Annotated in this window: 25 protein-coding genes, 1 tRNA gene and 2 pseudogenes; 14 read left to right on the top strand and 14 right to left on the bottom strand. The window is 47.0% G+C overall.

Annotation, left to right across the window (positions count from 1 at the left end; all coding sequences use genetic code 11):
* Positions 1-57 precede the first annotated feature (57 nt).
* Positions 58-225 carry a hypothetical protein gene (locus tag NC994_RS24765; protein WP_190440355.1) on the bottom strand — a complete coding sequence of 56 codons (168 nt, stop codon included), beginning with the start codon at positions 223-225 and terminating at the stop codon, positions 58-60.
* Between the two features lie 351 nt (positions 226-576).
* Between NC994_RS24765 and NC994_RS24760 the strand changes: the two genes are divergently transcribed.
* Positions 577-1,839, top strand: coding sequence for a pentapeptide repeat-containing protein (locus NC994_RS24760; RefSeq protein WP_347276561.1), 1,263 nt, complete (start codon positions 577-579; stop codon positions 1,837-1,839).
* A gap of 536 nt (positions 1,840-2,375) precedes the next feature.
* On the opposite strand, the gene NC994_RS24755 is transcribed toward NC994_RS24760, so the two are convergent.
* From NC994_RS24755 to NC994_RS24735, 5 genes are all read right to left on the bottom strand, one after another.
* Positions 2,376-4,307 carry an acetate--CoA ligase family protein gene (locus NC994_RS24755; RefSeq protein WP_190440352.1) on the bottom strand — a complete coding sequence of 644 codons (1,932 nt, stop codon included), beginning with the start codon at positions 4,305-4,307 and terminating at the stop codon, positions 2,376-2,378.
* 282 nt (positions 4,308-4,589) lie between these two features.
* Complete coding sequence (locus NC994_RS24750; RefSeq protein WP_190415139.1) at positions 4,590-4,778, bottom strand: CsbD family protein; 189 nt, start codon at positions 4,776-4,778, stop codon at positions 4,590-4,592.
* 149 nt (positions 4,779-4,927) lie between these two features.
* Complete coding sequence (locus NC994_RS24745) at positions 4,928-5,752, bottom strand: cyanophycinase (RefSeq protein ID WP_190415138.1); 825 nt, start codon at positions 5,750-5,752, stop codon at positions 4,928-4,930.
* 400 nt (positions 5,753-6,152) lie between these two features.
* Complete coding sequence (locus tag NC994_RS24740) at positions 6,153-7,316, bottom strand: response regulator (protein WP_190415137.1); 1,164 nt, start codon at positions 7,314-7,316, stop codon at positions 6,153-6,155.
* A gap of 485 nt (positions 7,317-7,801) precedes the next feature.
* Positions 7,802-10,000: an ATP-binding protein gene (locus NC994_RS24735; RefSeq protein ID WP_190440349.1), complete on the bottom strand. Its 2,199-nt coding sequence runs from the start codon at positions 9,998-10,000 to the stop codon at positions 7,802-7,804.
* A 421-nt stretch (positions 10,001-10,421) separates the two neighbouring features.
* Here NC994_RS24735 and NC994_RS24730 point away from each other — a divergent pair, with 421 nt between their 5' ends.
* The 4 genes from NC994_RS24730 to NC994_RS24715 all read left to right on the top strand — a co-directional run bounded on the left by NC994_RS24730 (position 10,422) and on the right by NC994_RS24715 (position 15,949).
* On the top strand, positions 10,422-11,555 hold the full coding sequence (locus tag NC994_RS24730) for a HetZ-related protein 2 (RefSeq protein WP_190415684.1): 1,134 nt from the start codon (positions 10,422-10,424) through the stop codon (positions 11,553-11,555).
* A gap of 260 nt (positions 11,556-11,815) precedes the next feature.
* A complete protein-coding gene (locus NC994_RS24725) occupies positions 11,816-13,003 on the top strand; it encodes a hypothetical protein (protein WP_190440345.1) in 1,188 nt (395 codons plus the stop codon).
* Positions 13,004-13,298: 295 nt separating this feature from the next.
* Positions 13,299-13,982: a Crp/Fnr family transcriptional regulator gene (locus NC994_RS24720; protein ID WP_190415134.1), complete on the top strand. Its 684-nt coding sequence runs from the start codon at positions 13,299-13,301 to the stop codon at positions 13,980-13,982.
* 194 nt (positions 13,983-14,176) lie between these two features.
* On the top strand, positions 14,177-15,949 hold the full coding sequence (locus NC994_RS24715; RefSeq protein ID WP_190440340.1) for a M61 family metallopeptidase: 1,773 nt from the start codon (positions 14,177-14,179) through the stop codon (positions 15,947-15,949).
* A 260-nt stretch (positions 15,950-16,209) separates the two neighbouring features.
* On the opposite strand, the gene NC994_RS24710 is transcribed toward NC994_RS24715, so the two are convergent.
* Together NC994_RS24710 and NC994_RS24705 are read right to left on the bottom strand one after the other, a co-directional pair.
* Positions 16,210-16,569, bottom strand: coding sequence for an MAPEG family protein (locus tag NC994_RS24710; RefSeq protein WP_242030436.1), 360 nt, complete (start codon positions 16,567-16,569; stop codon positions 16,210-16,212).
* 78 nt (positions 16,570-16,647) lie between these two features.
* A complete protein-coding gene (locus tag NC994_RS24705; protein ID WP_190440336.1) occupies positions 16,648-17,070 on the bottom strand; it encodes a DUF6220 domain-containing protein in 423 nt (140 codons plus the stop codon).
* Positions 17,071-17,160: 90 nt separating this feature from the next.
* Here NC994_RS24705 and NC994_RS24700 point away from each other — a divergent pair.
* Together NC994_RS24700 and NC994_RS24695 are read left to right on the top strand one after the other, a co-directional pair.
* Positions 17,161-17,959, top strand: a pseudogene (locus NC994_RS24700) (LuxR C-terminal-related transcriptional regulator).
* Between the two features lie 115 nt (positions 17,960-18,074).
* Positions 18,075-18,944 (top strand): annotated as a pseudogene (locus NC994_RS24695) (IS630 family transposase).
* A 210-nt stretch (positions 18,945-19,154) separates the two neighbouring features.
* Here the strand turns inward: NC994_RS24695 and NC994_RS24690 are convergent.
* From NC994_RS24690 to nadA, 3 genes are all read right to left on the bottom strand, one after another.
* Complete coding sequence (locus NC994_RS24690; RefSeq protein WP_190440370.1) at positions 19,155-19,844, bottom strand: TIGR04283 family arsenosugar biosynthesis glycosyltransferase; 690 nt, start codon at positions 19,842-19,844, stop codon at positions 19,155-19,157.
* Between the two features lie 3 nt (positions 19,845-19,847).
* Positions 19,848-20,462 (bottom strand): TIGR04282 family arsenosugar biosynthesis glycosyltransferase, encoded by a 615-nt coding sequence (locus NC994_RS24685; RefSeq protein ID WP_190440373.1) that lies wholly within the window; start codon positions 20,460-20,462, stop codon positions 19,848-19,850.
* 190 nt (positions 20,463-20,652) lie between these two features.
* The gene (gene nadA, locus NC994_RS24680) at positions 20,653-21,627 is read right to left on the bottom strand and encodes a quinolinate synthase NadA (RefSeq protein WP_190440333.1); all 975 of its coding nucleotides are present in this window, start codon (positions 21,625-21,627) and stop codon (positions 20,653-20,655) included.
* 346 nt (positions 21,628-21,973) lie between these two features.
* On the opposite strand from nadA, the gene NC994_RS24675 reads away from it, so the two are divergent.
* The 3 genes from NC994_RS24675 (at position 21,974) to NC994_RS24665 (ending at position 23,610) form a co-directional block, all read left to right on the top strand.
* Positions 21,974-22,909, top strand: coding sequence for a TIGR04168 family protein (locus tag NC994_RS24675; protein ID WP_190415129.1), 936 nt, complete (start codon positions 21,974-21,976; stop codon positions 22,907-22,909).
* A gap of 44 nt (positions 22,910-22,953) precedes the next feature.
* Positions 22,954-23,038, top strand: a tRNA-Ser gene (locus NC994_RS24670).
* Between the two features lie 110 nt (positions 23,039-23,148).
* Positions 23,149-23,610 (top strand): MgtC/SapB family protein, encoded by a 462-nt coding sequence (locus NC994_RS24665; RefSeq protein WP_190440330.1) that lies wholly within the window; start codon positions 23,149-23,151, stop codon positions 23,608-23,610.
* Positions 23,611-23,665: 55 nt separating this feature from the next.
* On the opposite strand, the gene NC994_RS24660 is transcribed toward NC994_RS24665, so the two are convergent.
* Positions 23,666-24,250, bottom strand: a complete 585-nt coding sequence (locus tag NC994_RS24660) for an NAD(P)H-dependent oxidoreductase (protein ID WP_190440328.1) — start codon at positions 24,248-24,250, stop codon at positions 23,666-23,668.
* A 284-nt stretch (positions 24,251-24,534) separates the two neighbouring features.
* Between NC994_RS24660 and NC994_RS24655 the strand changes: the two genes are divergently transcribed.
* The gene (locus NC994_RS24655) at positions 24,535-24,708 is read left to right on the top strand and encodes a hypothetical protein (RefSeq protein ID WP_190415126.1); all 174 of its coding nucleotides are present in this window, start codon (positions 24,535-24,537) and stop codon (positions 24,706-24,708) included.
* 52 nt (positions 24,709-24,760) lie between these two features.
* On the opposite strand, the gene NC994_RS24650 is transcribed toward NC994_RS24655, so the two are convergent.
* On the bottom strand, positions 24,761-25,549 hold the full coding sequence (locus NC994_RS24650) for an SAM-dependent chlorinase/fluorinase (RefSeq protein ID WP_190415125.1): 789 nt from the start codon (positions 25,547-25,549) through the stop codon (positions 24,761-24,763).
* 8 nt (positions 25,550-25,557) lie between these two features.
* Positions 25,558-25,716 carry a hypothetical protein gene (locus NC994_RS24645; protein WP_190440327.1) on the bottom strand — a complete coding sequence of 53 codons (159 nt, stop codon included), beginning with the start codon at positions 25,714-25,716 and terminating at the stop codon, positions 25,558-25,560.
* Positions 25,717-25,746: 30 nt separating this feature from the next.
* On the opposite strand from NC994_RS24645, the gene NC994_RS24640 reads away from it, so the two are divergent.
* From NC994_RS24640 to NC994_RS24630, 3 genes are all read left to right on the top strand, one after another.
* Positions 25,747-26,073: a hypothetical protein gene (locus NC994_RS24640; RefSeq protein WP_199292014.1), complete on the top strand. Its 327-nt coding sequence runs from the start codon at positions 25,747-25,749 to the stop codon at positions 26,071-26,073.
* Positions 26,074-26,075: 2 nt separating this feature from the next.
* Entirely contained in the window at positions 26,076-26,300 is a 225-nt protein-coding gene (locus tag NC994_RS24635) for a hypothetical protein (RefSeq protein ID WP_190440325.1), read from the top strand.
* 124 nt (positions 26,301-26,424) lie between these two features.
* The gene (locus NC994_RS24630; protein WP_190440323.1) at positions 26,425-26,634 is read left to right on the top strand and encodes a hypothetical protein; all 210 of its coding nucleotides are present in this window, start codon (positions 26,425-26,427) and stop codon (positions 26,632-26,634) included.
* Positions 26,635-26,742 lie beyond the last annotated feature (108 nt).

The following is a 26,742-nucleotide window of genomic DNA, read 5'->3' as shown; positions in this document are numbered from 1 at the left end:
TGCTAGTTTAGGGTCAAGCAGACGACCTGCAAAACTCTCCAAAATTCTTGAACCCCTTCAAAAGCCGTAGGTGCCCGTGCGGGAGCGTAGGTGCAGCCTTGGAGAGTCAATAGAGCGAAACACTGGCTGCTGTTGGGGGTGCATCCACTTCAACCCAAGCCAGGCGCAAAGATTTCTCAGCCAGCCAGGACTAACCACCTGAAACTCTCGAAGGGGTGGAGTCACGATTGAGCGCTAGGTGAATGGAAAGAGGAGGGATTTGACAAGCAGAAAACTGAGTGTTGCGATCGCTCGTAAACTTTACCATGCGATCTCTTTGCTAGCGTGTGCCGCGATCGCTCGGTGGCTGCTCATCTATCTTCGATCGGCAGGCGAGTGAAAAGTTGTACTTCGCGTATGATTAGTAATCAGCTGCTCAGCACTGGGAATAATAACTTAAGAGTTGAAAGCGGTTATTTTTAAAGTGCTGAAAAAACAATTAAAAACATTTCCAGAAAATCCGAGCGGGGAAAAACCTATTCGAGCTGACTTGAATAGCCAATACCTAAGGGGGCACAAACCCAGGGGGCATACGCCGTGATTGTAGACTTGAAAGAAACTGAACTCAGGGGAGCTTTTCTTAAAGGGAAGGAGCTGAGGGGAGCAGACCTAAGAAGGGTAAACCTCAGCGAGGCGAACCTCAGTTATGCAGATCTCATAGAAGCAGACCTAACAGAGGCAAACCTGAATGGGTCAAATCTAAGTGGAGCCTGTCTCAATTTAGCAAATCTGAGCGAGGCAGACCTGACGAAAGCAGACTTGAGTGGAACCACCCTGATTGGAGCAGATTTAACAGCAGCCAACTTGAGCGGAGCCAACTTGAAAAAGGCGAATCTGGTTGGGACTAATCTGGAAAATGCTAACTTGGCTGGAGCGAACCTGGTAGGAGTGGACTTGAGCGCAGCCGAGCTAAAGGGGGCTATCCTACAAAAGGCTGTCTACAATCAAGAGACTCGATTCCCTCCAGACTTTGACCTTCAGGAAGCGGGGGCTTACTTGATTGCCTCTGGCACTTTACTCATCGGCGTCAACCTGAGTGAAGTCGATCTCAGTGGAGTTTATTTAAAGTCAGCCGACCTGAAAGCAGCAAATTTGATGAGGGCAAATCTGGTCGGCGCAAATTTGGAGAACGTTAACTTGGCGGGTGCCAATCTGGTTGGAACCGATTTGAGTAAAGCCAAGCTGAGGGGAACCATTCTAGAAAAAGCTGTCTACACGCAAGAGACTCAATTTCCCTACGAGTTTGACCCCAGTGAAGCTGGAGCTTACTTGATTGCTGCGGGTGTATCCCTGCCTGGGGTTAATTTGAGCGGAGTCAATCTGAGCGGAGCCGACTTAAGGGCGACCAATCTGCGAGGGGCAAAGTTACGAGGAGCAAACTTGAGAGGGGTAGACTTAAGCAAAGCTAACTTGAGGAAAGCTGACCTGGATGATGCCAACTTGAGCGGAGCCGACTTACGAGGGGCGGACTTGACGGGAGCCATTTTGAAGCTGGTGAACTTCAGCGAGGCGGATCTAAGAGGAGTAGACTTAACGCGAGCCGACTTGAAGGGAGCCAATCTAAGTAGAGCCGACTTGAGAGGAGTAGACTTGACGGGAGCTAGCTTGAAGCAGGTGAACTTAAGTGAAGCCGACTTGAGGGGGGTAGACTTAACGCGAACGGATTTAAGGGGAGCCAACCTAAGTGGGGCAGACTTGACGGATGTGGATTTGAGTCGGGCGATGCTCAAGGGTGCCGACCTGACAGAAGCCAACGTTCCGCAAGAAAATTTCTTTAACTTAGAAATAGAGGCGCGATGAAGCTTAAAGCGATGTGCGATGGATGTGCGATGAATAGAGGGGCGAATAAATAATCGGAGTGTTCACTCGGAGACGATCTCCATTATTTTTTCTTGCGAGTCCAAAGATCCGTGAACATCATGGTCAACCCGCCGATAAAAATTGCGATCGCCATCCCGCCTGCCGTAACATTCATCCAATCAATATTTTCCATCTGATTATTCAGCCGTTTTTTTGAGCAACGGTACTAGATTAGCAACTTTGGCATCCAGACAAACATTCCCGCCCAGAAAAGCGCGAACTAAGCGAACATTAAAGGTTCTGTAACCTGCTCTTGGCAAGTTTCGCTTGCGTGCTTGCTGGTGCGCTTTCAACCGTCCGGTGCAAGATGCGAACTCAAGGGACTTATTTTGCTCGAAGCAGTCTTAGACCTAGCCAGAATCGCCCCTTAGAAAGCGACAGGCAAGGGGAACTATCTTCAAACCCCTCTCCGATACGGAGAGAGGTTTGGCTACAGATCTGCCCGCTTGTGTCTTCCAGAGACTTGTACAAAAGGTTTAGTGTCTGACTTCAAACTCAGGTGAGATTTTCGGAATTTCTTTGAGATAAACCCGCGAAAAAGGTTCGGCTGAGCCAAGCTGGTACTGTTCAAGCAAGCCATGAGAGCGGATGGAGATAGTGTCTCCTTCCTTAATCACGACAGTAGAGTCGTGGAGAATGTCTCTCGCCAGCATCATCTCGGTTTCCGTAGGATTATCCAAGATTACAAGATTGCTCCCGTAGTAGAACATCCCATCTGCCTCTAGTACGTCTTCTGTGTACTCGACAATCAGCAGATCGAGCTGGGGATTCCGGAGCAGGTTTTGAACGTTACTGTTGTAATCTTTGTTCAAGTTTTTCTGGGAACGATTGACGAAAACTCCATCCCGACAAACTGCGCCAATTGTCCAGTCGGGGTGTTGCATCAGGATATCGTCAATGACTTCTTGAAGTTCTTGAACTGAGATCCGGTTGAAGGTGATGAAAGGTATTCTGGCTTTTTCGGCGGAGTCAAAGAAGGTTTCCAGAATATGGGAAGGCACATCGACGCTGTCACCAACGGCGGGTCTAAGATGCATATAGATGCCGGGGGCGGCGTTGATTTCGATGATGCCAAACTCACCATCCTTCCAAGATTTATCCAAATCTTGGGCGATGACATCAATACCGAGGCAAGTCAGGCGGAAATGCTGGGCGATATCTTGCGCCAGGATAATGTTGTCCGGATGAACAGTGCTTGTCTGATCGATGCTCAAGCCGCCAGCCGATAGGTTGGCAACTTTGCGAAGATAGACGGTGCGATCGCTTTCAATCACGCTATCCAGACCTAATCCCTGTTCTTCTAAGTACATTTCCATCGCTTCATCGCACTGGATCTTGCCCATTGGCGACGTTGGTGTATCTATCCTGTCTGGCTTCCGATTTTCCTGCTCGATCAATTCCGCAATCGTCGAGTGTCCATCACCCACGACTGATGCGGCGCGGCGTTCCGTCGCGGCGACGAATCTACCATTGACGCAAAGCATCCGAAAATCTGACCCTTTGTAGCTTTTTTCGACGATGATCCGGACTGGCTGCTCTTTAGGAATCGCATTGACTGCCCTGCTAAAGGCATATTTCAGTTCTTCTGAATCTTGCACATCAGCCGTTACCCCAATTCCTTTGTGGCCCACTACCGGCTTCACAGCGACGGGATAGCCAATCTCTCTAGCGGCTGCGCGAGCGTCTTCCAGTGAAGCGACGATGTCACCTTTGGGAACGGGGAATCCCAAGGTACCTAAGAAAGCTTTGCAGTCATCTTTGCGAGTGGTAAAGTCCGAATCCAGATGGCTATCGCAGTCAAAAGTCGTTGCTATCCCACGAATCTGCTTTCTTCCATAGCCATATTGAACCAGTCCTTCGTCCCACAGATAAAAAACGGGAATTCCTTTTTCATAAGCTGTACGCCACAGTGCATAGACTGTCGGCCCGCCGTAGACGGAGTAGCGGAACTGATCCTGCATTGCCTTGAACTGATCGTCAATCCGAAAATCTTTGCCTTGAGCGATCGCTTCAAACCAATCCCAAACGCTGTAAACGACTGCCCGACTGGTGCGTGCATGAAGCGATTCTACGGCAATCTTCGTGCAAGCGGGAAGTTGCTTGATACTCCAGTGCTTGAGGTGCAGCCCCATGTCCAGTTTTCCCACTTCTGACACGGTTCGAGCGAACAGTTGGGCATAAGATTCGTAGGTTTCATCCCGCAGATGGGGGTAGCGCTCGCCAATAATCGATACATAATCGCTAATTGCCGGAGGTTGCGCGGACTCAGTTAGGGCGAAATCGAATATTAGCGCCCCCGTCTGCAAATACGGGTTTGGCCCCATGTAATGCTTGAAGTTAAAGATATCGAATGCATCCGTTTTTCTCGCATTGACACGGACTGCATCGGTCATTATCTCTCTGCTCATTGAGTATCTCCCGTTTTTAAACACCCTTTTTATTAACTTGGCGACTCGCTTACTTGAGCCTAATTCGATTGCATAACCTTTTCAGCTATCAAAGGGCAGAGTCAAGTCAATTCTTTTTTATTGGATTTAATGGTGAATGGTTCGTTGCCTTTCTACCATTTGCGATCGCCATTACCCAAATCGCTTAAATTTCTTTAATAAAACACTTTAAAAACCCATTTTCTTTAAGAAAATGGGTTTTCAGATTTGTGGAGTTTCCCCCTTGAAAATTTGATACCAAACCTAAGCTCGATCTACAATTTCTTTTGCTTTATCTTTGAGGTCTTCTTTTAGATGCATAGCAGCAGCTTCATCCTGCTTCATCTGACCTTCTGCTTGGTCTTTTTGGTCGCCGGTTACATGACCAAGCCCCTCTTGCACCTTGCCTTCTATGTTTTTAGCAACCGCTCTGGCTCTATCTTCTACGCTCATTTTTAGCTCCTTTACAAGGATATGTAATTTCTTATACTACTCCCAGTATAAGAAGCTTAAGGGTAAAAAAGACATCCCTCGGCAGTTAGATTTTTAAGACACAGTTAGCATTTAAAAAGTAGGATGGAAAGTGTCCACCCTACTTTCAATTAATCAAGAATTGGCTTGCGAGTTTTCAGATCAAATTTGTATCCGTGTGGAAGGATATGAAGCTTGGCTCCACAAACTGCCAAAGGCTCATCCTTCAAAATGTCACCGATGTTGCTATGGGTAAGCTCTGACTCATCGACAATCGTGACAGCTCCTTCCCCGATTACTTCAAACTTGTTATCGCTGACTGCGATCGCTGTATTCTCGTCAATCCCAAATCCTAAGACAGCAGGCTGCTGTGCCAAGGCAGAAATTAACCGTCCCAGACGCCCACGCTGTAAGAAATGCTGATCGATGACCACTCCTGGCAAGAAGCCCATACCGGGACCCATCTCTACCACTTCAACCCGTGGATTTGTCTCAGAGTCGCCTTCAACGATCATGACATCTGGCATCATCGCAGCTCCAGCGCTGGTGCCTCCCACCACGATTCCTTCAGCGTACCGTCTGTGAATCGCCTCATCGATCTGGGTACCCTTCAGAATGCTGGTGATGCGAGCCTGATCTCCGCCGGTAAAAAATACACCAGTGGCTTTCTCAATGGCCTCCAAGTAAGTGGCTGAAGTTGCATCTTCCCGCTCAACAGTATCAACGATGCGAACGTCTTCGGCTCCCAGCCGCTCAAACACTCTGATATAGTTCTCTCCCACTTCTCTGGGCAGCTCTGTCGCCACGGTCATGACGACAATTCGAGCTTTAGTACCCCCGGCGCGGCGAACAAACTCTCGGAGGATTGTGCAGTCTCCCTCCTTGTCTTCTGCACCCCCGATGATCACCAACTGCCCGCTAGGTTTATTCGCTGGTACGTTTTCTTGAGCTTCCATTGATTTTATGTCCAGGTATTAATGGTTGTTTTGTGCATAAAAATACCCAGGAGATATAGAAGACTCCCAGGAAATTTTTTATGTCTCAGATTGGCTGTCCTGAATAACTAAAATAACTGCATACCGTTTGCCGCAGCTTCTTTCTAGGGATATAACTTGCAGCAAATCTGTAATTTAAAATACATAAGTCTATTTTGAAGTTTTTGACCGCTGAGCATAAATTAAGCTTGTAAGGCTGCAAAACTATATAGCTTACAATTCATTAAATCTTGCGGCTGTTATCCAGATCCTATAGCAGCAATTCTCAGATGCATAAATGAGACGCTTTGGCACACACTATTGCTGTGTTCCGGATAAGCTTTATATTGCACCATCAGCTAGCTGCATTAATTCAGATGAATTAATAAAGTAGCTTTGCTTGATGGAACAGTTGAGTTTGCGTACCCAAGACTTCGTAGAGGTCAACTGCTTGCTGCTTACCGCGAGGGATCACCCGGTCAATCAACCGACACTTGAATAACTCCGGTTGTCTCATCTGGGCAATAACGGCATCACTGGCAAGGATGTGACAGCCGTAAAGCTTTGTCAATTCTTCTAGACGGGCGGCAGTATTCACGACATCGCCGATTACAGTAGAGTCCATGCGCCGGTCTGAACCCACTGTCCCAATCATGGCAACGCCTGTATGAATGCCGATACCAATGTTCACCGGCTGCTCCAGGTTGTATTGTTGGCGATCGCGATTAAACCGATTTAAGCTGTCTACCATCGCCACCGCCGCACTTAAGGCATCCTGTCCGTGGTTTCCCGTGCGGTCAAACACCGCCATCAGCGCATCTCCCAGGAATTTATCAATAAATCCATAATTGATTGCGATCTCTTGATTCATCTGGGTAAAGAAAGCGTTCAGCCACTCAAAGGTGTCGCTGGCTGTTTGAGTTTCAGCGATCGCGGTAAATTCCCGAATATCGCAAAACAAAATCGTCAATTCTTCTTCCCTGGCGTTTCCCAGTTGAATTGACTCTACCCCTTCGGGTGCAATGCGTCTCAAGAATTGATCCGGCACAAATAGCCGAAACTTCTCTGAGAGATATTCATTGATTCGCCATGCCGCTGATAGTTGACGCTTCGTTTTTTCTTTAATTTTTTCCTGCATTTGTTGCCCGGAATGCTGCGATCGCATCTCGATCAAACGCAGAGTATTTGCAATCTTTTTCAAAAGGAGAGTAGTTTTAATCGGCTTGGTGAAGTAGTCATCACCTAATATTTCCAACCCCCGAAGCTTGGATTCTTCATCATCCAAAGCCGTCAAAAAAATCACCGGCACCGTTTGTAGCTTTGCATCCTCCCGCAACCGGCGACAAACTTCAAAGCCTCCCAGATCCGGCATCATTACATCCAGTAAAATCAAATCTGGCTGAAAATCTTTGACAACTTCCAGTGCTTGAACGCCTGATGAAGCTATTAGAGTTTCATATCCTTGTGAATACAACAACTCTTCTAGCAGCAATAAATTATTGGGTTCATCATCAACTAACAGAATGCGCGGCAAGGGCTTTGTCATGGAACTGACAATATAAGTGCAAATGGCGCTGTTATGGAAAACTACTTCTGTTAGCCACCATTACACTCGCGCCTATGATTTTCCTTCAGTGTAACTACTTAAAACAGTTGTTCGCTGAACCAGTAATTCTAACTAGATGCCCCTGACGATTCCTAAGCTTGACAAGTTTTCTTTCAGTACAGGTAGGTAGATAGATGGAAATCTAACTCCTCCGAGGTTGCCGGTAACTGAGAGAACTTTAACATTATTGAAACACAGGACTTCGGTAAAGACAATTAACCATCTGGTAGATCGAAAAACAAACCGATCAAGAGATGATCTTTCTCCCAAAGATAGATAGCCCTTTGGTGATAACAATTCTCGATTGGATGCAGCAAGGTTTAACCCCACCCCATAGACCTAGAGGGCTGCCACACCTCTCAATTTGCAGATTCAAATAGGGTATAGGAGCAGGGTATCCTTGCCGCTCATGGATTCTTTGGCTCTTAATCCTGCATAAAAGAGCGGACGGTAGTCGTGAGGAGATCGATATCTATTGGCTTACTGATGTAACCATTTGCCCCAGCAGCCAAACAGCGATCGCGATCGCCCGCCATTGCCATTGCCGTTACTGCAATTACTGGCACCGACTTCCACAAGCGATTGGCTTTGAGCTGACGGATAATTTCAAACCCATCCACCCCCGGTAGTTGGATATCCATGACAATTAAGTGCGGCAGCGATTTAGGCGTCACAAAGGGCGATTGCAACGCTTCCATCATCGTACGACCGTTATAAATTAACTCAACTGCATACCCTTCTAACTCAAGCACATCAGAAATCAATGCCTGATTGAAAGCTTGATCTTCCACCACCAAAACTCGCTTGGCATTCCCAGAAGATACACCACCTTTGAGAAGTGATGACTGCTGTTGGCTTGGCACTGGGTTCGCTGCCTCTGTCAAAGTTTGACTCATTTCCGTTACCGGCAACCAGACGCGAAACGTACTCCCCTGATTTTCCACCGATTCCAGAGAGACGGTGCCGCCGTGGAGTTCCGCCAGTCGCTTCGTCAGCGCCAAACCTAACCCAGTTCCTTCATGTTGCCGCGTTAAGGAAGCATCCACCTGCTGGAAAGGGCGAAACAGCAAATGCCACTTATCTCTAGAAATCCCGATACCTGAGTCTTTGACTTCAAGACACAAGAAAGGCGTGCTAGGATTCACCGGGCTGCGATCCGGTCGAAATTCCCCAATCAACTGGGTGCCATAAGCCAGTCGTCCACTCAATTTAATTTGCCCGCGATCTGGGGTAAACTTGACAGCGTTGGAGAGCAAATTAATTAATATCTGGCGGACACGGCGTTCATCTAAAGATGCCTGCCCCAGCCGATAGTCTATTTCTAGGGTTAAGGCAAGTCGCTTTTTATCCGCACGGGGTTGAATCATTTGCAAACACTGCCTGCAAAGATCCAGGATGGAAACTGGCTGGAGTTCGAGTTCTGCCTTTCCGGCTTCTATTTTGGAGAGATCCAGAATGTCATTAATCAACTGCAACAGGTGTTGACCGCTTTCTTCCATCACCCGCACGTATTTAATCTGGCGTTCGTTCAAGGAACCGGCAATTTGCCGCAGCAACAAGTCCGAAAACCCTAAAATGCTGTTGAGGGGTGTCCGCAGTTCGTGGGACATGGCAGCCAGAAACTCAGACTTCATTTGGGAAGCCCGTTCTAAATTCTGATTAATTTCGCGCAGGTGTTCTTGCGCCTGTGCCCTTTCAATGGCAACACCTAGCGTGCGACAAGCGACCAGGAGTATATCCTGTTGGGGAGCATCCTGAAGTCTCTGATGAGTGCGAGATTCCAGCGTCAAGACACCAATAATCTTGCCATTGGCGGCGGGAATGGGAAAAATGCCCAGTTGACCAATTGCCGGATGGCGAAATGCCGACACTGCCTGGGAATGTTTAGAATAATCGTCAACAAATACTGGCTTGCCGGTTTCTACGACTTGCCACAATAACCCTTGACCATAGGGAATCCCTCGATCGAGAAAGGCTTGCATCTCGGCAACGGCAGCTTCGCCGTGAGTCGCGATGAATCGACCAGAAATTTGATTGGTGAGAATATCGGCATAGGCATCAATGCCTTGACCCGTAATTACCTTGACATCGCCGAACGCTGCACCCATTGTCTCCACCAGATAGGAAAGTGCAAATTTTCCGATTGTCTGCAAGTCACTGGCAGGCTGCAACCGTTCCATCAAACCTACTAAAAAAGTCAGCCGCCTCACCTCAGCGTTTAAAGTTACCTGGTAGTCTTGATACCTGGTGACATCGCGGAAGGTAAACAGGCGTCCCCCATCACTCGTCAGTGTGGTATCTATCTCTAGGCAGATACCGTTAGATTGCTGTATGGAAAAGGAAATGTATTCTGTTTCGGGTTCGCTAAGGGCTGAAGCAATTTGTTCGCTCTGCTGCTGCGACCAATAGCCCTGCGCCACCACTTCAGCCAAGACTTCGCTACAATGCGGCTGTAGACCCAGCCATTCGGGGGGAAGTCCCCAAAGAAGACTGAATTTTCGATTAAACAAGACTAAGTGATGGGAGCGGTTAAACAAAGCGATCGCATGGTCTACTGGATTCAAAATGAGTTCTTGTTCCTCCTTTGACTGTTGCCCAGCAGCGATTGTCTGCTCTGGTTGCATAGTTTTTTGAGAAGTTGAGGGTGAAGAAGTCGGGAATCAGTCTAGCACCGTCTGAATCTTGTTAATGTGGCTTTCATCGTCAAAAGTAAACCTTTCTTAATCATTCTTTACTTAACAAAATCTAACATTATCGCTCATGAGTTGACCAACTAAATGTTGTGATTCAACGCACAAGGCAATAAGATCAAAATCTCACTCCATAGATGTTAGGAGTCAAACTATCCAGGGTGGTGCGATCACTTCTATCTCAAGGTAGACATGATGAAATAGAGGTCAGTTGCTCCTTAAATGGGTGAGGTGAGAGATGAGGTTTGTAGAGCAAACTTTAAATCAGGAAAATGAGTTTGAAGTCAGTCTTCCTCTGTCTGAATTTCCGGCTTCAAAACTGAAAACTCAAACGATGCTAAATACTCAAAACTCCATGTCACTGGCCCAAGAACTGGCACAGAATTGGCGAGAGCAGATTGTAGCCGACTATCCCGACTCTAGCGCAGCAATGCAAGAAAGTATTACGCGCTGGCTGATCGGAGAAGATTTAGAACGATTTGAAGCCCTGAACCCAAGCCAGATGACAATTGCTCGGCAAGCAATGGAATATCGTTACCGAATTTTACGGCAGCGCTATTTAGGCGTGGGGCCAGAGCGTGCCTATCGGAATCTTACGACTCGCTTGGGCAGCTTAGTGCTGCTTCGCAATAAAATCCGTACTTGGGTAGCGCTTTCGCGCGATCGCCAGCGGGCAGTGGTCGATGTATTGCAAGAAGTAATTCAGGAACTATTACACAGCGATCGCTACATTCAACAGCAAATTGCTTGGATTGCCCAATGTACTCCTAGTGATACTCGCCTCCGCAATTCCCTACTGATGACCAGTATCGAAGAGTATTGCCTCAGACCGATTCGTAACCAACCGCTGTTAGTGTATCGGTTTGTGAATTATCTGCGGCGTTCCCAGAGAGGCGGCATGACTCACGTACCCGATGGCGAACTGGTACGGCTGGTTTCCGAAGAAGTGACGCCCGATGAAACAGACAGCCCGGTGAGTTTGCTAGACGCTCAAGCAGTCACTCAGTACCAAGAAAATCAAGTTTGGGAAGAACAACAAGCGTTACGCACCACGGTCAAGCAGGAATTTAAAGACTATCTAGCCGAAAATGTGAGTCAATCTGCTGCTGATTGGCTGACACTGTATCTGCAAGGCAAGTCCCAAGAAGCGATTGCTAGCGCCTTAAACCTACAGATCAAAGAAGTCTATCGACTGCGTGAAAAAGTCAGCTACCATGCCATTCGGGTTTTTGCCGTTAAAAGCCAGCCAGAATTAGTCGCCAGTTGGCTAGAAGCGTCATTGCAAGAACACAACCTGGGGTTGACCCTAATCGAGTGGGAGCAATTCTACGCCACTCTCCCCTCCGTGCAGCGGCAGTTAATTGATGGTTTAAAAGCAGGCAAAACCCTAGACGCGATCGCTGCTGAGTTGAACCTGAAAAATCACCAGGTCATGGGCGAATGGAGCAAACTTTATCTAGCCGCTCAAGCCTTGCGGAGCGATTCTTAATCTAGTTTTCAACAACTAGCAATATTTTCTTCCCATAGGGGTACCATAACTATAACTATATGGATAAAACTGATTTATTCAGAACAATCTGCTAGATAATAGCCGAAACTCGATCTCAGGGGCATCTAGGATATTCACAACTCAAGTTCTGTAACTCGCCATGACCGCACTCGGAGTAACCAAGCTGCGGCTGGTGATTACTACTGGTGCTGATACCCTCTCCACTTCTTTTCTGAGTGGCTCTGATAGATGCAAATCAAATGTTTAGATTGATTGACAAGCTCCTGCCCTTTGAAGCCTGTCTGTACTATCAAATCTTGCCCATCACCTTAGAAGGCACCTGCCTAAAACTGGGCATGGTAAATCCAGAAGACACCGTCTCGTTGGATTATGTCCGTCGTATCCTAACTTATCAAAACTACTCGTTAGAAACCCAGCCGATAGCCGCTGACGCTCTCCAGGCAATCCTCAGCGCGTATTTGAAACACAACACGGGCATCGGGAAACAACAAGCCCATTCCCAACCGCCCACGCCGGCAACTGGACACTTAGATACGCAGCCAGATCAAGAAAGTCCAAGCAAAAATTCCGATCCGATAGAACGGCAAACCCTCCCAACTCTAATTGTCGATAGTCCGGAAGAGCTGGTCGAAGTGGAGGCAGATCGCCCCAACGCTCAAGTGCAGCAACCAGCTCCAGAAACACCTTTGAGAAAATCGCAGCAGGTGAAACGCAACGCCACAGTTTCACCCGCTGGCGATCCCTCCCCCCAATGGCAAGAGCGATCGCAGCATCACTTATCTGGTTTCACTGCTAATCTGGCAGCCCTACCACCCCAGCAGATGTTAAAAGAATTGTTAAAGCGGGTGCTGAATGGAACCATCGATCGGCTGGATTGCGAACGACAGCTCTATGAAGGAAACATTCTCTGTAGTCGAAACAATGTCTTGCAGTTTGCGATCCCAGGATTGGCGCTACCCATACTTCAAGGAGTCATCGACGAGCTAAAGCGAATCGGAAATCTGCAATTAATGCCAGTCGAACAAACCAAAGTGGTGGAGATTGAGCGATGCTATCAGCACAATCATCTGTTACTGCGCTTGCAAATCATCCCTGGTGAGTACGGAGATGAGGCAGTTATGCAAGTGTTTCGCGGAGAAGCTTTGAGAGCTTATCAGCAGCAGCAACTAGAAAATCTCTGGGGGGAAGCTTTAAATCTTGCCCAGAAGCTCCAGCGCAAGATGAATCAGATATGTCATGCCAGCGCCTCAGACTCAGTTCTCCGGACTTCATCCCATCCCGCCTCAAACCCAGCTCAGATAGAAGCCCTGCCAGCCGTGCATCACTTGCTTACGAGCATCGAGCAACAACTGGAAGGACTCAAACGAATGCCCAGCGATCGCGCGAACCTTGATCCCAAGTCAAAGGACAATATGGCTCATCTGTGATGTAATGAAGAGCGTAGGAGTAACCAGCTTCTTGCCTGAAAGCTGAAGAAAAAAGCATGAATGCTCCAAGCAAGAGGCAGATCGCGATCGCTGAAGTGATAGATGAATTCAAGGCTGTAAGGTGCTACCGATTGCCTTAGCCTGCACGAACGAATTCGCACCCGTTGCAGTAGGGTAGGATAAATCATAAAGGATGAATCGACGAATATCCCAACTTAGATAATCCTATTTTCCAAGCTTGCTCGTTCAAACTTTAAACTTGATAATTCATACTTTATAGTTCACACTTCCTTTCATGCAGACCAAAGCTTTTTCTGAGCTGTTTCCCCTCTTTAACACTGCCGCTCCAGAGACATTAGAATGGCTTTTGTCTGTCGCAGTCGAACACGAGTACCCATCAGACAGAGCGGTTTTGATGGAAGACGCTTGGGGCAACGCAGTTTATTTTGTCGTGTCGGGTTGGGTGAAAGTCCGACGACTCTCTGGGGAGAATGTCGTTACCCTAGCAATCTTGGGCAAAGGTGATTTTTTTGGGGAAATGGCAATTCTTGATGAATCTCCCCGCTCAACCGATGTGATTGCCCTCTCACCCGTAGAATTGCTCAGCGTCTCTGCCCAACGCTTCATTCAAACCCTCTTCAAAGATCCGCAGTTGCACCACCGGATGTTACAACTGATGGTGAAGCGTCTGCGCCAAACGAACCTCCGCTTTCAAATGCGTCATCAACCCCCAGCCGTAAAATTAGCGAACACGCTGATTGCTTTGGGAGAAAACTATGGCGAAGCCACAGAAAAAGGAACGGAAATCTATAATATTCCCTCTAAAGATTTGGCTAACGTCACAGATATCGGCGTTGAAGACACTAGCAAAATTATCGAGAAACTGGAAAGTAAAGGCTGGATTAAAATCGATCCAGCGCAGGAGACGCTCCATCTTCTCAACATCAAGCAGCTAACGCATCTAGCAGGACGAGTTTAGTTGTGAGATTCCAGATGTTCAGATCCCTGGCTTCTCTCGCGAAGTTGAGGATCTCCCCTGCGCGAATCATTTAGGACTTATGTCGTTAATCCTTATCTCTACTAATTGAAAACCGAATTTCTGACTACCGGCTAACCACTGACCAAAAATTGCTAGTTAAATTAGTGGATATCTACGATTGATAAAAGCTAAAAATGACAGAAGCAACAGCTATTCGCCGCGATCGCTTATCCAATACCGCACCAAAAATTCATTACCAGGTGGCGATACGGGAGCCGGAATCGCATCTTTTTGACGTAACTTTTACCGTACAAAACTGGCAGTCACCGATTCTCGATTTAAAATTGCCCGTTTGGACTCCTGGTTCCTACTTGGTGCGCGAGTATTCTAAACATTTGCAAGACTTTTCGGCTGATTCCAGCGAACAACCTTTAGCGTGGCGCAAGCTTAGCAAAAATCACTGGCAAATAGAGACAAACAGTGTGTCGGAAGTTACGGTGCGTTACCGAATGTTTGCCAATGAACTAACAGTGCGAACCAATCATTTGGACGCGACTCACGGTTATTTTAACAGTGCTGCTCTGTTATTTTATATACCCGAGTTTGAAAAACAACCCATTCTAGTGACGATTGTGCCGCCCAAACCCGAATGGCGCGTCACAACTCCATTACCCACGGAGGATGGGCAAGCGAACACCTTCCAAGCGCCCGATTTTGACACGCTGGTGGATAGTCCTTTTGAGATTGGTTGCCACCAGTTGTATCATTTTGAAGTTTTGGGAAAAGCTCATGAGTTAGCCATCTGGGGGCAGGGGAACGCCGAACCAGAGCGGATTATTGAGGACACGCAGAAAATTATTGGGGTGGAATCCCAGATATTTGGAGGTTTACCTTATGACCGATATGTGTTTCTGTTGCACTTAGCTTCCACGGGTGCTGGAGGTTTGGAACACAAGAATGCTTGCACGTTGAATTACAATCGCTTCGGTTTCCGCGATCGCGAGAAGTACAATCGCTTCATGCAGCTGGTCGCCCACGAGTTCTTTCACCTGTGGAATGTAAAGCGCATCCGTCCTAAAGGATTGGAAGTGTTTGATTATACCGGAGAAAACTATACTCCCTCTCTGTGGTTTAGTGAGGGGACGACCAGTTATTACGACTTAGTGATTCCGTTCCGGGCAGGAATCTACGATGGAAAGTCTTTCTTGAAAGAGTTAGGCAAGGAAATTTCCCGGTTACAAACGACACCAGGACGGCTGGTGCAACCGGCGAGTGAATCGAGTTTTGATGCCTGGATTAAGCTGTATCGACCGGATGCCAATAGTGGAAATTCTCAGATTTCCTACTATCTAAAAGGGGCGATGGTATCATTTTTGCTGGATTTACTGATTCGAGGGCGTCATAGCAATCAGCGATCGCTCGATGATGTGATGCGGCAAATGTGGCAGCAGTTTGGACAGCCGGAAACGGGCTTTACTCCAGAACAATTGCAGCAAGTCATAGAATCGGTGGCTGAAACGGATTTGAGTGACTTCTTTAAGCGCTACGTTGATGGAACCGAGGAGTTGCCCTTTGACGAGTACCTGAAACCCTTTGGCTTGCGGTTGGTGGTTGAGGAAGAGGAACCCGTTCCTTTTCTGGGTTTGACGGCGAAGACAGAGAATGGGCGCGAGGCGATCAAATTTGTTCAAGCGGGTTCTCCAGCACAGTTAGCAGGGATTGATGCGGGAGATGAATTGCTAGCAATTGACGGCTTCCGAGTGACGGCGCTTTCTTTGAGCGATCGCTTGAAAGACTACCAACCGGGTAATACGATTCAGGTAACGGTTTTCCATCAAGATGAACTCCGGATGCCACTGGTGACGTTAGCAGATCCGCGCCCAAGTGCTTACAAAATTGTGCCAGTGGAGTCTCCTGACGACGCCCAAAAACACAATTTTGCCAAGTGGTTGGGATCGGGATTCTAATGGGCGAACCGACAAAGTCGGCGCTTCGCGATCGCATTTTCACATTCAGTTATCGTGAGAATGCGATCGCTTTTTCTTCTCCTAGAGGGCGATTTTTTCAGTCGGATTTGACGGATTAGAAGATGATTTCTCGATTCGCACATCCAGAGTTTTTCCACTGTTTACATGGTTATTCCAATCTCAATTTAAAGATGTGTGCAATCGAGCGCACGTCTCAACCCAAGTGGCTGAAAACATTACGCAAATTTATGAAAGCATACCTACGCGCCAAAGTGAGTAAGGGCGGCGCGGAACGCGATGAACCAAACCGAGAGGGTAGCGAACAGATAGAGGTAGAACCGAAGCATAACGAGATTGAATGTACAGTGGACGACGCTATGCAATACCCGAAATACAACGAAGATCCACGCGGCGTTTACGTACACTGTATCGACTTGTTTCGTGACGAAAAGGTATAGCACAAGCGCATAAAAAAGTACCGGAATCTCGAACAGATTTTTTAGGTTATCTGATGGATTGGATACCTTTCGCGGCCAGATTTGTGCGGGTGTGCTAGATGCAACAAGGTCTTGCGGACGGAGCTTCTGGCTTTTGATGAAACCGATCCGACGAATGTACATATACACCCAGACTAAGAGTGTCAGAAACATTGTTGCAAAGAAGGGACTAAAGATTGCCTCTTGTGTCATCTCTACCTCTTAAACTTGCTCATTCTGCTGATGATGGAGCGATAGGCTGCGCCATACACGATGGACAAGGCTTGAAGAAACGTAGAGTAACGAAAACCCGATCAAAGGGTGTAGTATCTCTAGGTGCAAAGGACTCTTGAGATAAATGCTGACAAACTGTAGTGCCAGCAGCACGGGTAGACTCGCAGTGAGGCGTTGTATTTGAGGTGGAAATGGGGTGAAAAATGACCATCCTAGTAATAGTAACGACAGTCCACCATACCCTCGGACTAGCCAAACGTGAATATTCCACCATGCAGGACTAATAAAGTAGGCGATTCCGACTGTCAATAATTGAGTAATCAAGCATAGGTTAAAGACGACTGAAGTCGCATAAAAGCCGACCTGCATCGCGCGGATAGAAGTGCGAGCGATTTCTGGATTGATAGTCATATCAGGGGATTATTGAGATTAAAGCTAATATAGGCTGAGCGCCTTAATGCTTCTAGACCTCGATCGGGTACACTTTAGACCCTTTCACGTATGACAAGTTCCTTAGAGCCTCTGTTGTCAGCCATTCGCCAAACCCATAGCAAATCCGACCTGCGATCGCAAATCGCACCAAAAATTGGTGAATATTTTGCAGCGAAACGATGGGCAATTTTTTTTCTTTAACCAACTGCCCTTAAGCGATCGCAATTTTCAGAAAATCTTGAAAATTGCACTTTCAATTGAGCATAACCCTGTGGCGCGTTACTTAGCAGAGCGCTATGCTCCGGTTCACGAAGCATTAGTGACAACCCCCAAGACTTGGAAATTAATCTGTCCTCGTCCAGATCACTGGCATGTGATGGCAGGACCTATCATCAATCACGGTCAAATCGTGGGTGTAGTCGGCTGCACACGTGACAAAATAATGCCTGCCTTTGATAGCGAAAATCTAGTCGATTTAGGTGCCATCTGCCTGCACTTATCGAGTTGGGTTGCAACAGTGGATTCACAAAGCATTTTTGCAGGAAAGTCACAGCACCAACCGTTTAATAGTGGTTTCCTTCAGAACGGCAAAGCCGAACGTTTAACAGCTCGTGAGTTGCAAATTGCAGAATTGGTGGCGTTGGGGCAAACCAACGCGGAAATTGGCAATCAACTTTGGATTACTGAAAATTCCGTGAAGCAAGCTTTAAAGCGAATGTTCCGTAAGCTTGAAGTTTCATCCCGTGCAGAGATGATTGCACAGCTTTCAAATATAAGGCTTCATTCATCCAAGGCAAACTCAGATTTATTTAACTCGGTGCTGAATTCCCACTCATCACCTTTCGGTTGTGTTTCCACTAAAGATTAAGTGGTTTGACAGTTGCAATCAGCGGCTGCTAAAGGCTGTGTGACTTAACAAACAGCTGTTATAACAAGCGAAGCAAGGGTTAGGAAATAATAGAAAGGAGTGAACAGGAGAAAAAATGCCCGCTCCCTACAGTTACGACGTGAGAATAAAAGTAATAGGGGCAATAGATAGAGGAATGGGAAAAAACCAAGCTAGTAAAATCTTCAACATTAGTCGAAATACAATAAACTTATGGCTTAACAAAAGAGAAGAAACGCGAGATTATAGAGCCAAGAAGGGATATCAACAAGGGTATGGGGCGAAAATCACTGATTTAGCGAAATTTAGAGAGTTTGCCCAAAAACATGGTAGTCAAACTCAACAAGAGATGGCTCAAGCCTGGACGGAAGAAATCAGCGAGCGAACAATTAGAAAAGGCTTGAAAAAGATTGGTTTTACCCGAAAAAAAACTTACGGATATCGAGAAAGAGATGAAGAGAAAAGAACAGAATTTATCTTAAAAATCAGCCAAAAAGAAGTAAAAAAACAAGTTTATGTAGATGAATCGGGCATAGATAATAGAGAAGATTATGGCTACGGCTGGAATGAAAAAGGACAAAGGTTCCACGACTTAAAATCTGGAAAAAGAAGCCTAAGAGTGAGTATGAAAAGTGGCTTATGCCAAGGGAAACTGATAGCGGCCTAACGAAAGGAAGGCTCTTGTAACCGTGCCGTGTTTGAGCAATGGTTATCTGACAAACTTGTACCTGAGTTAAAACCAGGGCAAACGGTGATTTTAGATAATGCCAGCTTTCATAAATCCGAAAAAATTAGAAAAATCATCGAATCGGTTGGCTGTGAACTTGAATACTTACCCCCTTACTCTTCCGACTTAAAGGATATTGGGCATTACTGGTTTCCGATTAAAAATCGAGTCAGAAAATCGTTTGGGACTATCGAAGATTTTCGCGAACGAGTAGATACAGCCGTTCGCCTAAGGTCCTAATCTATGCTTCGACTGCTATACTAAGAAGTTTGCACTCAAGAGATTGATTCAAAGGTTTGCTAGAAGTCATTGACGCAGCAGAACAGTTTTTCTAGACTAAAAATGGGGAAAGCCGATGGATGAGAATTTAGAACTTTTAGTCTATCTGTTTTGCCCCTCCCTTATCCTGAACTCAGGTTATTTTTATCAAATTTTAGATAAAAGGTCTGCTCACTTCTTAGGACGATAAAATTTAACCAGTTGAGATGGGGGAACTCCCAAGAAATAGCCAAGAATTACTATCTGATTTATCAGCGTAGTTTTCAGCACCCCAAGTTTCTGCCAGCGACGGGCTGAAGTCATTACGGGAGCGGGGGCAATAGAAATTCGCCCTAAGCGTTTCAGGCGACAAATGAATTCAAAATCTTCCATAATGGGGAGATTGGGAAAACCTCCAATATCGTGAAATACAGAAGCTTTTAAAAAGATAGCTTGGTCGCCATAGGGTAGGGAAAAAAAGCGCGATCGCCAATTCACCATCTTTTCAACTAGACGTAGCGATCGCATTGGAGAATTAATTTTGAGTTCAAAGGCACCCGCAACGGTTCCAGACTGGGCTAGTGTCAACGGAACTAATTTCTCAAACCCAAGCGGTAAAGAGGTATCTGCATGGAGGAATAACAAGATATCTCCTGTCGCAGCCGTTGCACCCGCGTTCATTTGGCAGGCACGTCCAGCAGCCGAAGACAGAACTTTAACGCCCCAGGATTGCACAAGGACAACGGTTTCATTCTGACTTCCCCCATCCACTACAATGACTTCCACATTTTTGACATTCTGAACACTCGCTAATGTTGACCGAATCGTGTTAGCAGCTTCATTCAAAACGGGAATAATGATGGAAATTCTTGCCGCTTCTATCACTCAAAACTCAAAACTCGTAACTTTTGCAAGATCCTCTGGACGGTCAACATCAAATAGGGGGGGAAGATAAGCAACTGCCAAACCAAGGGAGATAGCGATCGCTAACGTCTTTTCTCGCACCTCCGAGGTTCCCCAGTTGATTCCCGCAAATAATTCTGGAATCACCCGCCGCAACCCAATTAAATAATAGCCGCCGTCCATCGCTGGTCCCAAAACCAAATCATGACCGTTTAGCTGCTCAAATGCTTGCGCCATTATTTTCGCATCCAAACCAGGGCAATCAGTACCGACGATGGCAACACCCTCCATTCCAGCCGCAAAAGCCGTTTGAAACGCCGACTTCATCCGCTGTCCCAAATCGCCCTTACCCTGCGGCTGATAGATGATATCAGCTCCCAACCAGTCTTCCATCAACTGCTGGTCGCCGCCAGTAAAATAAACTTCCACTCTCGTCGCGCGAGCGCTTTGCAGTTCCCTTACCTGCGAGAGTGTATGCTCGGTCATCTGGCGATGAAGATTTGAAGCGCCCTCTTCCCCCAAAGCCGGAATTAGCCGAGTCTTTGCCTTTCCTGGCTCTGGATAGCGAGTAAAAACGATCAAGCACTCTCTATTCATCGCCATTCAATTCGTTGCTCATTCATCGTTCATTATTGCTTGTTATACCAAGTCCAATCGATCCCCCGAAATGAAGAACCCCAACCAAGCGATCGCCTGCGTCTCTTACTCCATCTCCCCTCCCTGCAAGCGGGGAGGGGCTGGGGGTGGGGTTCTTTTCCATCAGGTTTCGTTCCCGACCCAACATTGACTAGGCGCTCATTTCCAACATCCGCTGAATTGGACGCAGCGCCGCCACTCGCGTTTCTTCTGGCAAAGTAATTTCTGGTGCCCGATTTTTCATCGCTAAATACAGCTTCTCCAGAGTATTTAACCGCATATGAGGACACTCATTGCAAGCACAGTCGTTCATTGGCGGTGCAGGAATAAAGTGCTTGTTAGGTGCCTGCTTCTGCATTTGGTGAATAATTCCCGGCTCAGTCGCCACAATAAATACCTGAGTGGAACTTGCTTGAGAATACTTCAACAGTGCTGAAGTAGAACCGATGTAATTGGCATGGCGCAACACCGACGGTTCGCACTCTGGATGGGCAATAACTTCAGCTTCTGGATGTTCAATTTTTAGCTGGACAATCTTCTTTTCAGAGAAGGTTTCATGCACCATACAGCTACCTTGCCACAGCACCAAATCTCGCCCCGATTGTTCCATTACATATCGTCCCAGATTCCGGTCGGGGGCAAATATAATCGGCTGGTCTTCTGGAATCTGAAGAACCAGTTTAACTGCGTTGGAACTGGTGCAAATAATGTCGCTCATTGCCTTAATTTCGGCAGAGCAATTGATATAAGAAACGACTATATAACCGGGGTGAGCCGCCTTAAATTTAGCAAAAGCATCCGCAGGACAACTGTCTGCCAACGAGCAACCGGCGTTGAGGTCGGGTAAGAGTACCAACTTGTCGGGGTTGAGAATTTTGGCAGTTTCCGCCATAAAGTGAACCCCCGCAAACACGATGACATCCGCATTTGTGCTGGCTGCTTTTCGGGAAAGCTCTAAGGAATCTCCGATATAATCTGCTACATCCTGAATATCAGAATCTTGATAGTAATGAGCAAGAATAACAGCGTTTAACTCTTTTTTGAGGGCGTTAATTGCCTCAAATAAATCGTGAGGGAATGCCGCTGTCTGAGCAAAATTACGCTGAGGAAGTGTAGTAGTAAACACAGTGATAATTTTTTGGGGGAATCAAATCGCTAGGCGTGTAATCAGTAATTATAGTTGTTTTTACCAAAACTTGTGGGCAAGTCAGGTCAGAGAAAATTTGCTTTAATATAGCGGTTCTCAATAAGAGTTAGATGCATCAGTGCGATCGCTCATCGGCTTGTGCTACCTGGCGGTGAATTGTGTCGAAAGTGAACAACGCTCTAGACCCCGCCCAAGCAGGCAAGTGTTCCTGGCAAAATCAAATCACGCGATCGCTCACAAACAAAAAAAAGGAGTTACACCAGAGGATACTGCGAAAACAGGCGATGCTTTTTTATGCTGGAGAAAGACCGACGAGGAAGATAGGATGAGCAATCAGAGGAACCCGGAAAAACCCATCAAAATTGCGGTTGTTGGCGATATTCACGACCAGTGGGACAGCGATGATGAAATTGCCCTCAAGCATCTGGGTGTTGACCTAGTGCTATTTGTAGGGGATTTCGGCAATGAGTCGGTGGATGTGGTGAGAGCGATCGCATCTCTCGATCTTCCCAAAGCGGCAATATTTGGCAACCATGACGCTTGGTACAGCGCCTCAGATTGGGGCAGAAGTCGGTGTCCCTACGACCGCCAGAAAGAAGACCGGGTGCAGCAACAGATGGATTTGTTGGGAGAAACCCATGTCGGTTACGGTTCGCTTGATTTTCCCGCCCTGAATTTAACAGTTGTTGGGAGTCGCCCTTTTAGCTGGGGCGGAGAAGTCTGGAAAAATGCCCAGTTCTACGAACAACGGTATGGGGTGAAGAATTTCGAGGAGTCAACCGCCCGAATTCTCTCAGCGGCTCAGAGTGCTGCTTCTGAAACGATTATTTTTATAGGTCACAATGGGCCTGTCGGGTTAGGCGATCGCCCAGAAGACCCCTGTGGCAAAGATTGGCATCCTATCGGTGGCGACTATGGCGATCCGGATTTTGCAGATGCGATCGCCCAAACTCGCGACGCAGGTAAAACCATTCCCCTCGTCACCTTTGGTCATATGCACCACACTATGCGCCACACAAAGATCCACTTGCGAACCCCAGTTTATGTCAGCGCAGAGGGAACCGTTTACTTAAATTCAGCCAGCGTACCTCGGATTATCCAAACGGAGACAAACCGCCTACATAATTTCTCTCTCGTCTCTCTGCAAGGCGGTATCGTCTCCCAAGTCTCCCTGATTTGGGTTGGTAAAGACTTCACCGTTGCATCTGAGCAGATTCTTTACCATCGCACCGAGCCAGCGATCCAACCCGTTTTAAGTTAGTAGTAACAAATTCCACAACCTTGATATGATAAAAAAACACACCTGGAGAGGTGGCAGAGTGGTCGATTGCGTCCGACTTGAAATCGGATGAACCGAAAGGTTCCGGGAGTTCGAATCCCCCCCTCTCCGTTAGCGAATAAAAGGGGAATGGTTAGCTCGCACCCATTCCCCTTTTATTCATCTATATAAACCAGCCTGTAAACTAGACTGGTTGAAACTTCGTTTTTAGTAGCACAACATTGCCACAAACCTACATCCTTTCTCCCAATGATGGCTTAGGAATTTTCTTAAGGCTATGCCTTGCCTTGCTGGTTGGAGCGGCTATTGGCTTAGAGCGCCAACTCAAGAACAAACCAGCAGGTTTAAGAACCCATATGCTGGTCAGTCTGGGTTCAGCATTCTTTGTTCTCGTGCCCCTCCAAATCGGTACGGCACAAGAAAGTGCTGAGGCTCTTGGCAGAGTCATTCAGGGCGTTACAGCCGGGGTTGGATTTTTAGGCGCAGGAGAAATTTTACGCGAGTCTCAGGACGAATCGAAAACAGGTGTTAAAGTTCGTGGACTCACCTCGGCTGCGGCTACTTGGGTTTCCGCTGCTTTAGGAATTGCTGCTGGGTGTGGGTTATGGCAAATGAGCTTAATTGGGGCTTTGCTGTGTTTGGTTGTTCTAAGAGCTTTTAAAAGGTTAGAGCCTCATAAGTAGTTACTTTGATCAAGTTTAGGCTTAGCAAATCAGCGATCGCTCTTAGCGCCATATTTCATCCGTGCAACTTCGCCACCACGTGAGCAACTTTTTCGCCTAACTTCTCGATGGACTCTTGCTGCTTGGGATCTTTCATCGTACCGTCGGGATTAAATATTTCAAAAGCTTTAGGCACCGCGATCTGATCGGGAAGAACAATAACTCTGATATTTCCCAGGATCGAGCGCAGGTGGACTAAACAGCGTAAACCGCCCAATCCTCCCGGTGAGGTACTCATAATCGCCGCTACCTTATCCGCAAAAGCCACGAGCGGGGGTTCCTCTGGTGCGGTTGAACGTGACGCCCAATCAATGGCATTTTTCAGAACGGCTGTAATTGAGCTGTTGTACTCCGGAGAAGCGATGAGAAGTCCCTTATGTTCGATCATCAGCTGTTTAAACTTCCGCGCATTTTCAGGCATTCCCTCGCTCTTTTCCAGATCCTCGTCGTATAGCGGCATCGGTAGGTCGCGCAGATCCACGTATGTCACCTCAGCTCCCGCTGACCGCGCTCCGTTCGCAGCAACTTGTACCAGCTTTTTATTGTAAGAATCAATGCGGGTGCTACCTGCAAATGCCAAGATTTTAGGGGTGTAAGCCATAGGTGCAAATTAGTTTTGGTGCTACTTCTATCTCTGGTTGATAATAATTCACCAAAGGCGATTTGGGATAGCCAAGATTTGTTAAAAGCGATCGCCTTTTTCGCAGCAGTGCGAAGCAAAGCGGCTCTCGCTTTTATAAACTTCCTGAAGTTCGTTGGAACTTAACTCCTTTGGGAACATCTCTCGCTGTGATGATATTTAATTCAGCACACAGAAGGGGTCACGACAACAAACCACCTGGTTATCCTTTGAAAGTACACCTGAATCGGAAGGAAACAACACCGATGAACAAGGCACTACTGACGATTCTCTTGTTCGCGTTCATAGTCTTATTCATTACCGCTCCCTTTGCTGGGCTGGCGATGCTAATGTTTGTTGTCTTAGGAGCGGCATTTATTTCGACGTTCTGGAATTTAGTGCAAGCGCTAATCGGTAATGCTCCGAAAGAGCCACTATAAAATTAGAAACGGCAAATTAAAAATTCAGAAAGGAGAATTTTTAATTCCTTATTTAAAGTCGTGTCACTACCTGATTCACGCGGGGTCTACCGAAGCGTTCCCAAGCATTGCCCCCTCGCAAAAATAACTCCATCCAACGGATAGGCTTTCCATCCTTAGCGGCATTCCATCCAGAACTTCCTGGTGAAAATGCTAAAGTTCCCTGTGGCACCCGGAAACTGCCGTCAGAGTAGATGGCATCGCTCACGACATCCCCGACACGAATGACTACTTTTTCTTCCGGTTTTAGGTTGAGGGTATCAGCAGGGATTGTGGTCTTGATGTTCCCGTAGCCATCGATCCAGGCAACGCGATCGCTCGGTGCATCGGGGATTTGGCTAGGGTTCAAGACTTCTCCTAAATAGCTAGTATCTCCCTGAGCGATCGCTGCCGCTGCATTAGGAAACACATCCCGCGAACGGAACTGCGACCCGCCTCTAGAAACCTTGACTGTTTGCAAAACTTGAGCATGGTCTTTGATAAAAGAGAGCGTGTAACCAGCAAACACACCCACTACTTTGACGCCATTAGGCAACAGCGCATAAGTTAATCCCTCGCCTTCATTGTTTTGCCGTGCTTCTGGGTCATCTTGGCGAGGAGCGCAGTTGTGATAAATGAGACGCTCTTCGGGACCAGGATTGAGTCCGAGTTGAGCAATCCAGAAACCAGTTGCCAAGGTGCTGAAGGGAGGAACCGAGAGGCAGTGAATCTGGGAGGAAGGTAAAGCCATCAAAAGACGTTGCGTGACCTCTGCAAAAGCTGGATCGCCGGTTCCGTAGTCTGCAATCAGGCTGATGAACATAGCGCCTCTCAAGTGGGGTTTGCTACAGCAATGGTACCTTGTAGCTGGCTTTCTGTAACTGCGGCGATCGCGTTATTGAACACAAAAGTGATCTCGCTGGTGGTGCTACTTTTAACAAAGTACTGCTGATTAGACCAAAAAGCGATCGCGTTTGTTATCGGATACACTCATGAAACTGGAAACAGAGGTCTGAGTGAATGTCTGATATTTATGTCATGATTCGCAATCAGGAGAATCATGCCCTGACTTCAATTGATGGCATTGCCTTTATCGCTTTACTTAGGCAAAATGGGCAAGCGATCGCTCAGGAGACAATTGACCTGATTCATGCAGACGCGGGCTTTGATGACCTGCCAATTGGGCAATACACTGTAGTGGTGAGGCATGAACGGGTTTTACCGCAAGAAGTCCTTCATGATGTGACAATCAGTACGGACGAACAAGTAATCATACTGACATTTGTTTATCTAGAGCCAGCACGGGTACTTCTAGACATTCAAGCTTCTGTAGAAAAGAGATTGTAACCATGACTGTTAAAGCCATCCCGTCATACTCCATTAAAATGTTCCGCTATCGAGTACATTGTCTGTCGCGGGATCTTTGGCAAGCAACAGATCCTGTATGCCGAGTGAATCTGGCTTTACAGTTAGCAGATGCCGCTACATCACTGGCTCGGCTAGAAGTCCTGGAAGCGCAAAAATTGCAGCAACTCTCTTCGATTCATCCGGTTTCCAGTTCTACTGAGTCATAACTGAACTGAGTCATCTGTGAGATGGCTACCAGTTATCAGGCGGGATGTATGAATGGATATTCGGTGAATGGATTGGGATCGGGCACAAGCGTAGATTACAGCCGCTATAAATCAGATTTTGCCCATGAGTACAGTTGCCTTGACTGGAGACGCGATCGCTCTAAATGATATTGGACAATTTTTAGATCGATTCTTTGCCGTTCATCGCTTTGGTGATGACCAAGGTGGCATTTATCACCCATCAACGCGCCCGATTCGTCGGATAGGATTAGCCTTAGAACCTTGGGCGGGACTAGAAAAATGGGCAAAATCTCAACGAATAGATGCTTTATAGCGGTTCTCAGTTGGATGGCATACAGTAAGGGAGTAGCCCAGCCTGCCAGACAATCGCCGATCATGAAAGCCTACTCGCTTGACCTACGCCAAAAAGTGATTGATGCCT

The sequence above is a fragment of the Trichocoleus sp. AS-A1 genome, assembly GCF_039962015.1.
GTDB lineage: Bacteria > Cyanobacteriota > Cyanobacteriia > Cyanobacteriales > FACHB-T130 > FACHB-T130.
This window is presented reverse-complemented; position numbering and strand designations above follow the sequence as displayed.

Excerpts from the sequence above, each read along its gene's own strand:
- NC994_RS24705 (WP_190440336.1), bottom strand. The coding sequence starts at position 17,070 with ATGACTATCAATCCAGAAATCGCTCGCACTTCTATCCGCGCGATGCAG.
- NC994_RS24735 (WP_190440349.1), bottom strand. The coding sequence starts at position 10,000 with ATGCAACCAGAGCAGACAATCGCTGCTGGGCAACAGTCAAAGGAGGAA.
- NC994_RS24710 (WP_242030436.1), bottom strand. The coding sequence starts at position 16,569 with ATGTACATTCGTCGGATCGGTTTCATCAAAAGCCAGAAGCTCCGTCCG.
- NC994_RS24640 (WP_199292014.1), top strand. The coding sequence starts at position 25,747 with ATGTCTGATATTTATGTCATGATTCGCAATCAGGAGAATCATGCCCTG.
- NC994_RS24740 (WP_190415137.1), bottom strand. The coding sequence starts at position 7,316 with ATGACAAAGCCCTTGCCGCGCATTCTGTTAGTTGATGATGAACCCAAT.
- NC994_RS24715 (WP_190440340.1), top strand. The coding sequence starts at position 14,177 with ATGACAGAAGCAACAGCTATTCGCCGCGATCGCTTATCCAATACCGCA.
- NC994_RS24655 (WP_190415126.1), top strand. The coding sequence starts at position 24,535 with ATGAACAAGGCACTACTGACGATTCTCTTGTTCGCGTTCATAGTCTTA.
- NC994_RS24630 (WP_190440323.1), top strand. The coding sequence starts at position 26,425 with ATGAGTACAGTTGCCTTGACTGGAGACGCGATCGCTCTAAATGATATT.
- NC994_RS24745 (WP_190415138.1), bottom strand. The coding sequence starts at position 5,752 with ATGGAAGCTCAAGAAAACGTACCAGCGAATAAACCTAGCGGGCAGTTG.
- NC994_RS24720 (WP_190415134.1), top strand. The coding sequence starts at position 13,299 with ATGCAGACCAAAGCTTTTTCTGAGCTGTTTCCCCTCTTTAACACTGCC.
- NC994_RS24730 (WP_190415684.1), top strand. The coding sequence starts at position 10,422 with ATGTCACTGGCCCAAGAACTGGCACAGAATTGGCGAGAGCAGATTGTA.
- NC994_RS24635 (WP_190440325.1), top strand. The coding sequence starts at position 26,076 with ATGACTGTTAAAGCCATCCCGTCATACTCCATTAAAATGTTCCGCTAT.
- NC994_RS24755 (WP_190440352.1), bottom strand. The coding sequence starts at position 4,307 with ATGAGCAGAGAGATAATGACCGATGCAGTCCGTGTCAATGCGAGAAAA.
- NC994_RS24750 (WP_190415139.1), bottom strand. The coding sequence starts at position 4,778 with ATGAGCGTAGAAGATAGAGCCAGAGCGGTTGCTAAAAACATAGAAGGC.
- NC994_RS24650 (WP_190415125.1), bottom strand. The coding sequence starts at position 25,549 with ATGTTCATCAGCCTGATTGCAGACTACGGAACCGGCGATCCAGCTTTT.
- NC994_RS24685 (WP_190440373.1), bottom strand. The coding sequence starts at position 20,462 with ATGAATAGAGAGTGCTTGATCGTTTTTACTCGCTATCCAGAGCCAGGA.
- NC994_RS24660 (WP_190440328.1), bottom strand. The coding sequence starts at position 24,250 with ATGGCTTACACCCCTAAAATCTTGGCATTTGCAGGTAGCACCCGCATT.
- NC994_RS24675 (WP_190415129.1), top strand. The coding sequence starts at position 21,974 with ATGAGCAATCAGAGGAACCCGGAAAAACCCATCAAAATTGCGGTTGTT.
- NC994_RS24725 (WP_190440345.1), top strand. The coding sequence starts at position 11,816 with ATGTTTAGATTGATTGACAAGCTCCTGCCCTTTGAAGCCTGTCTGTAC.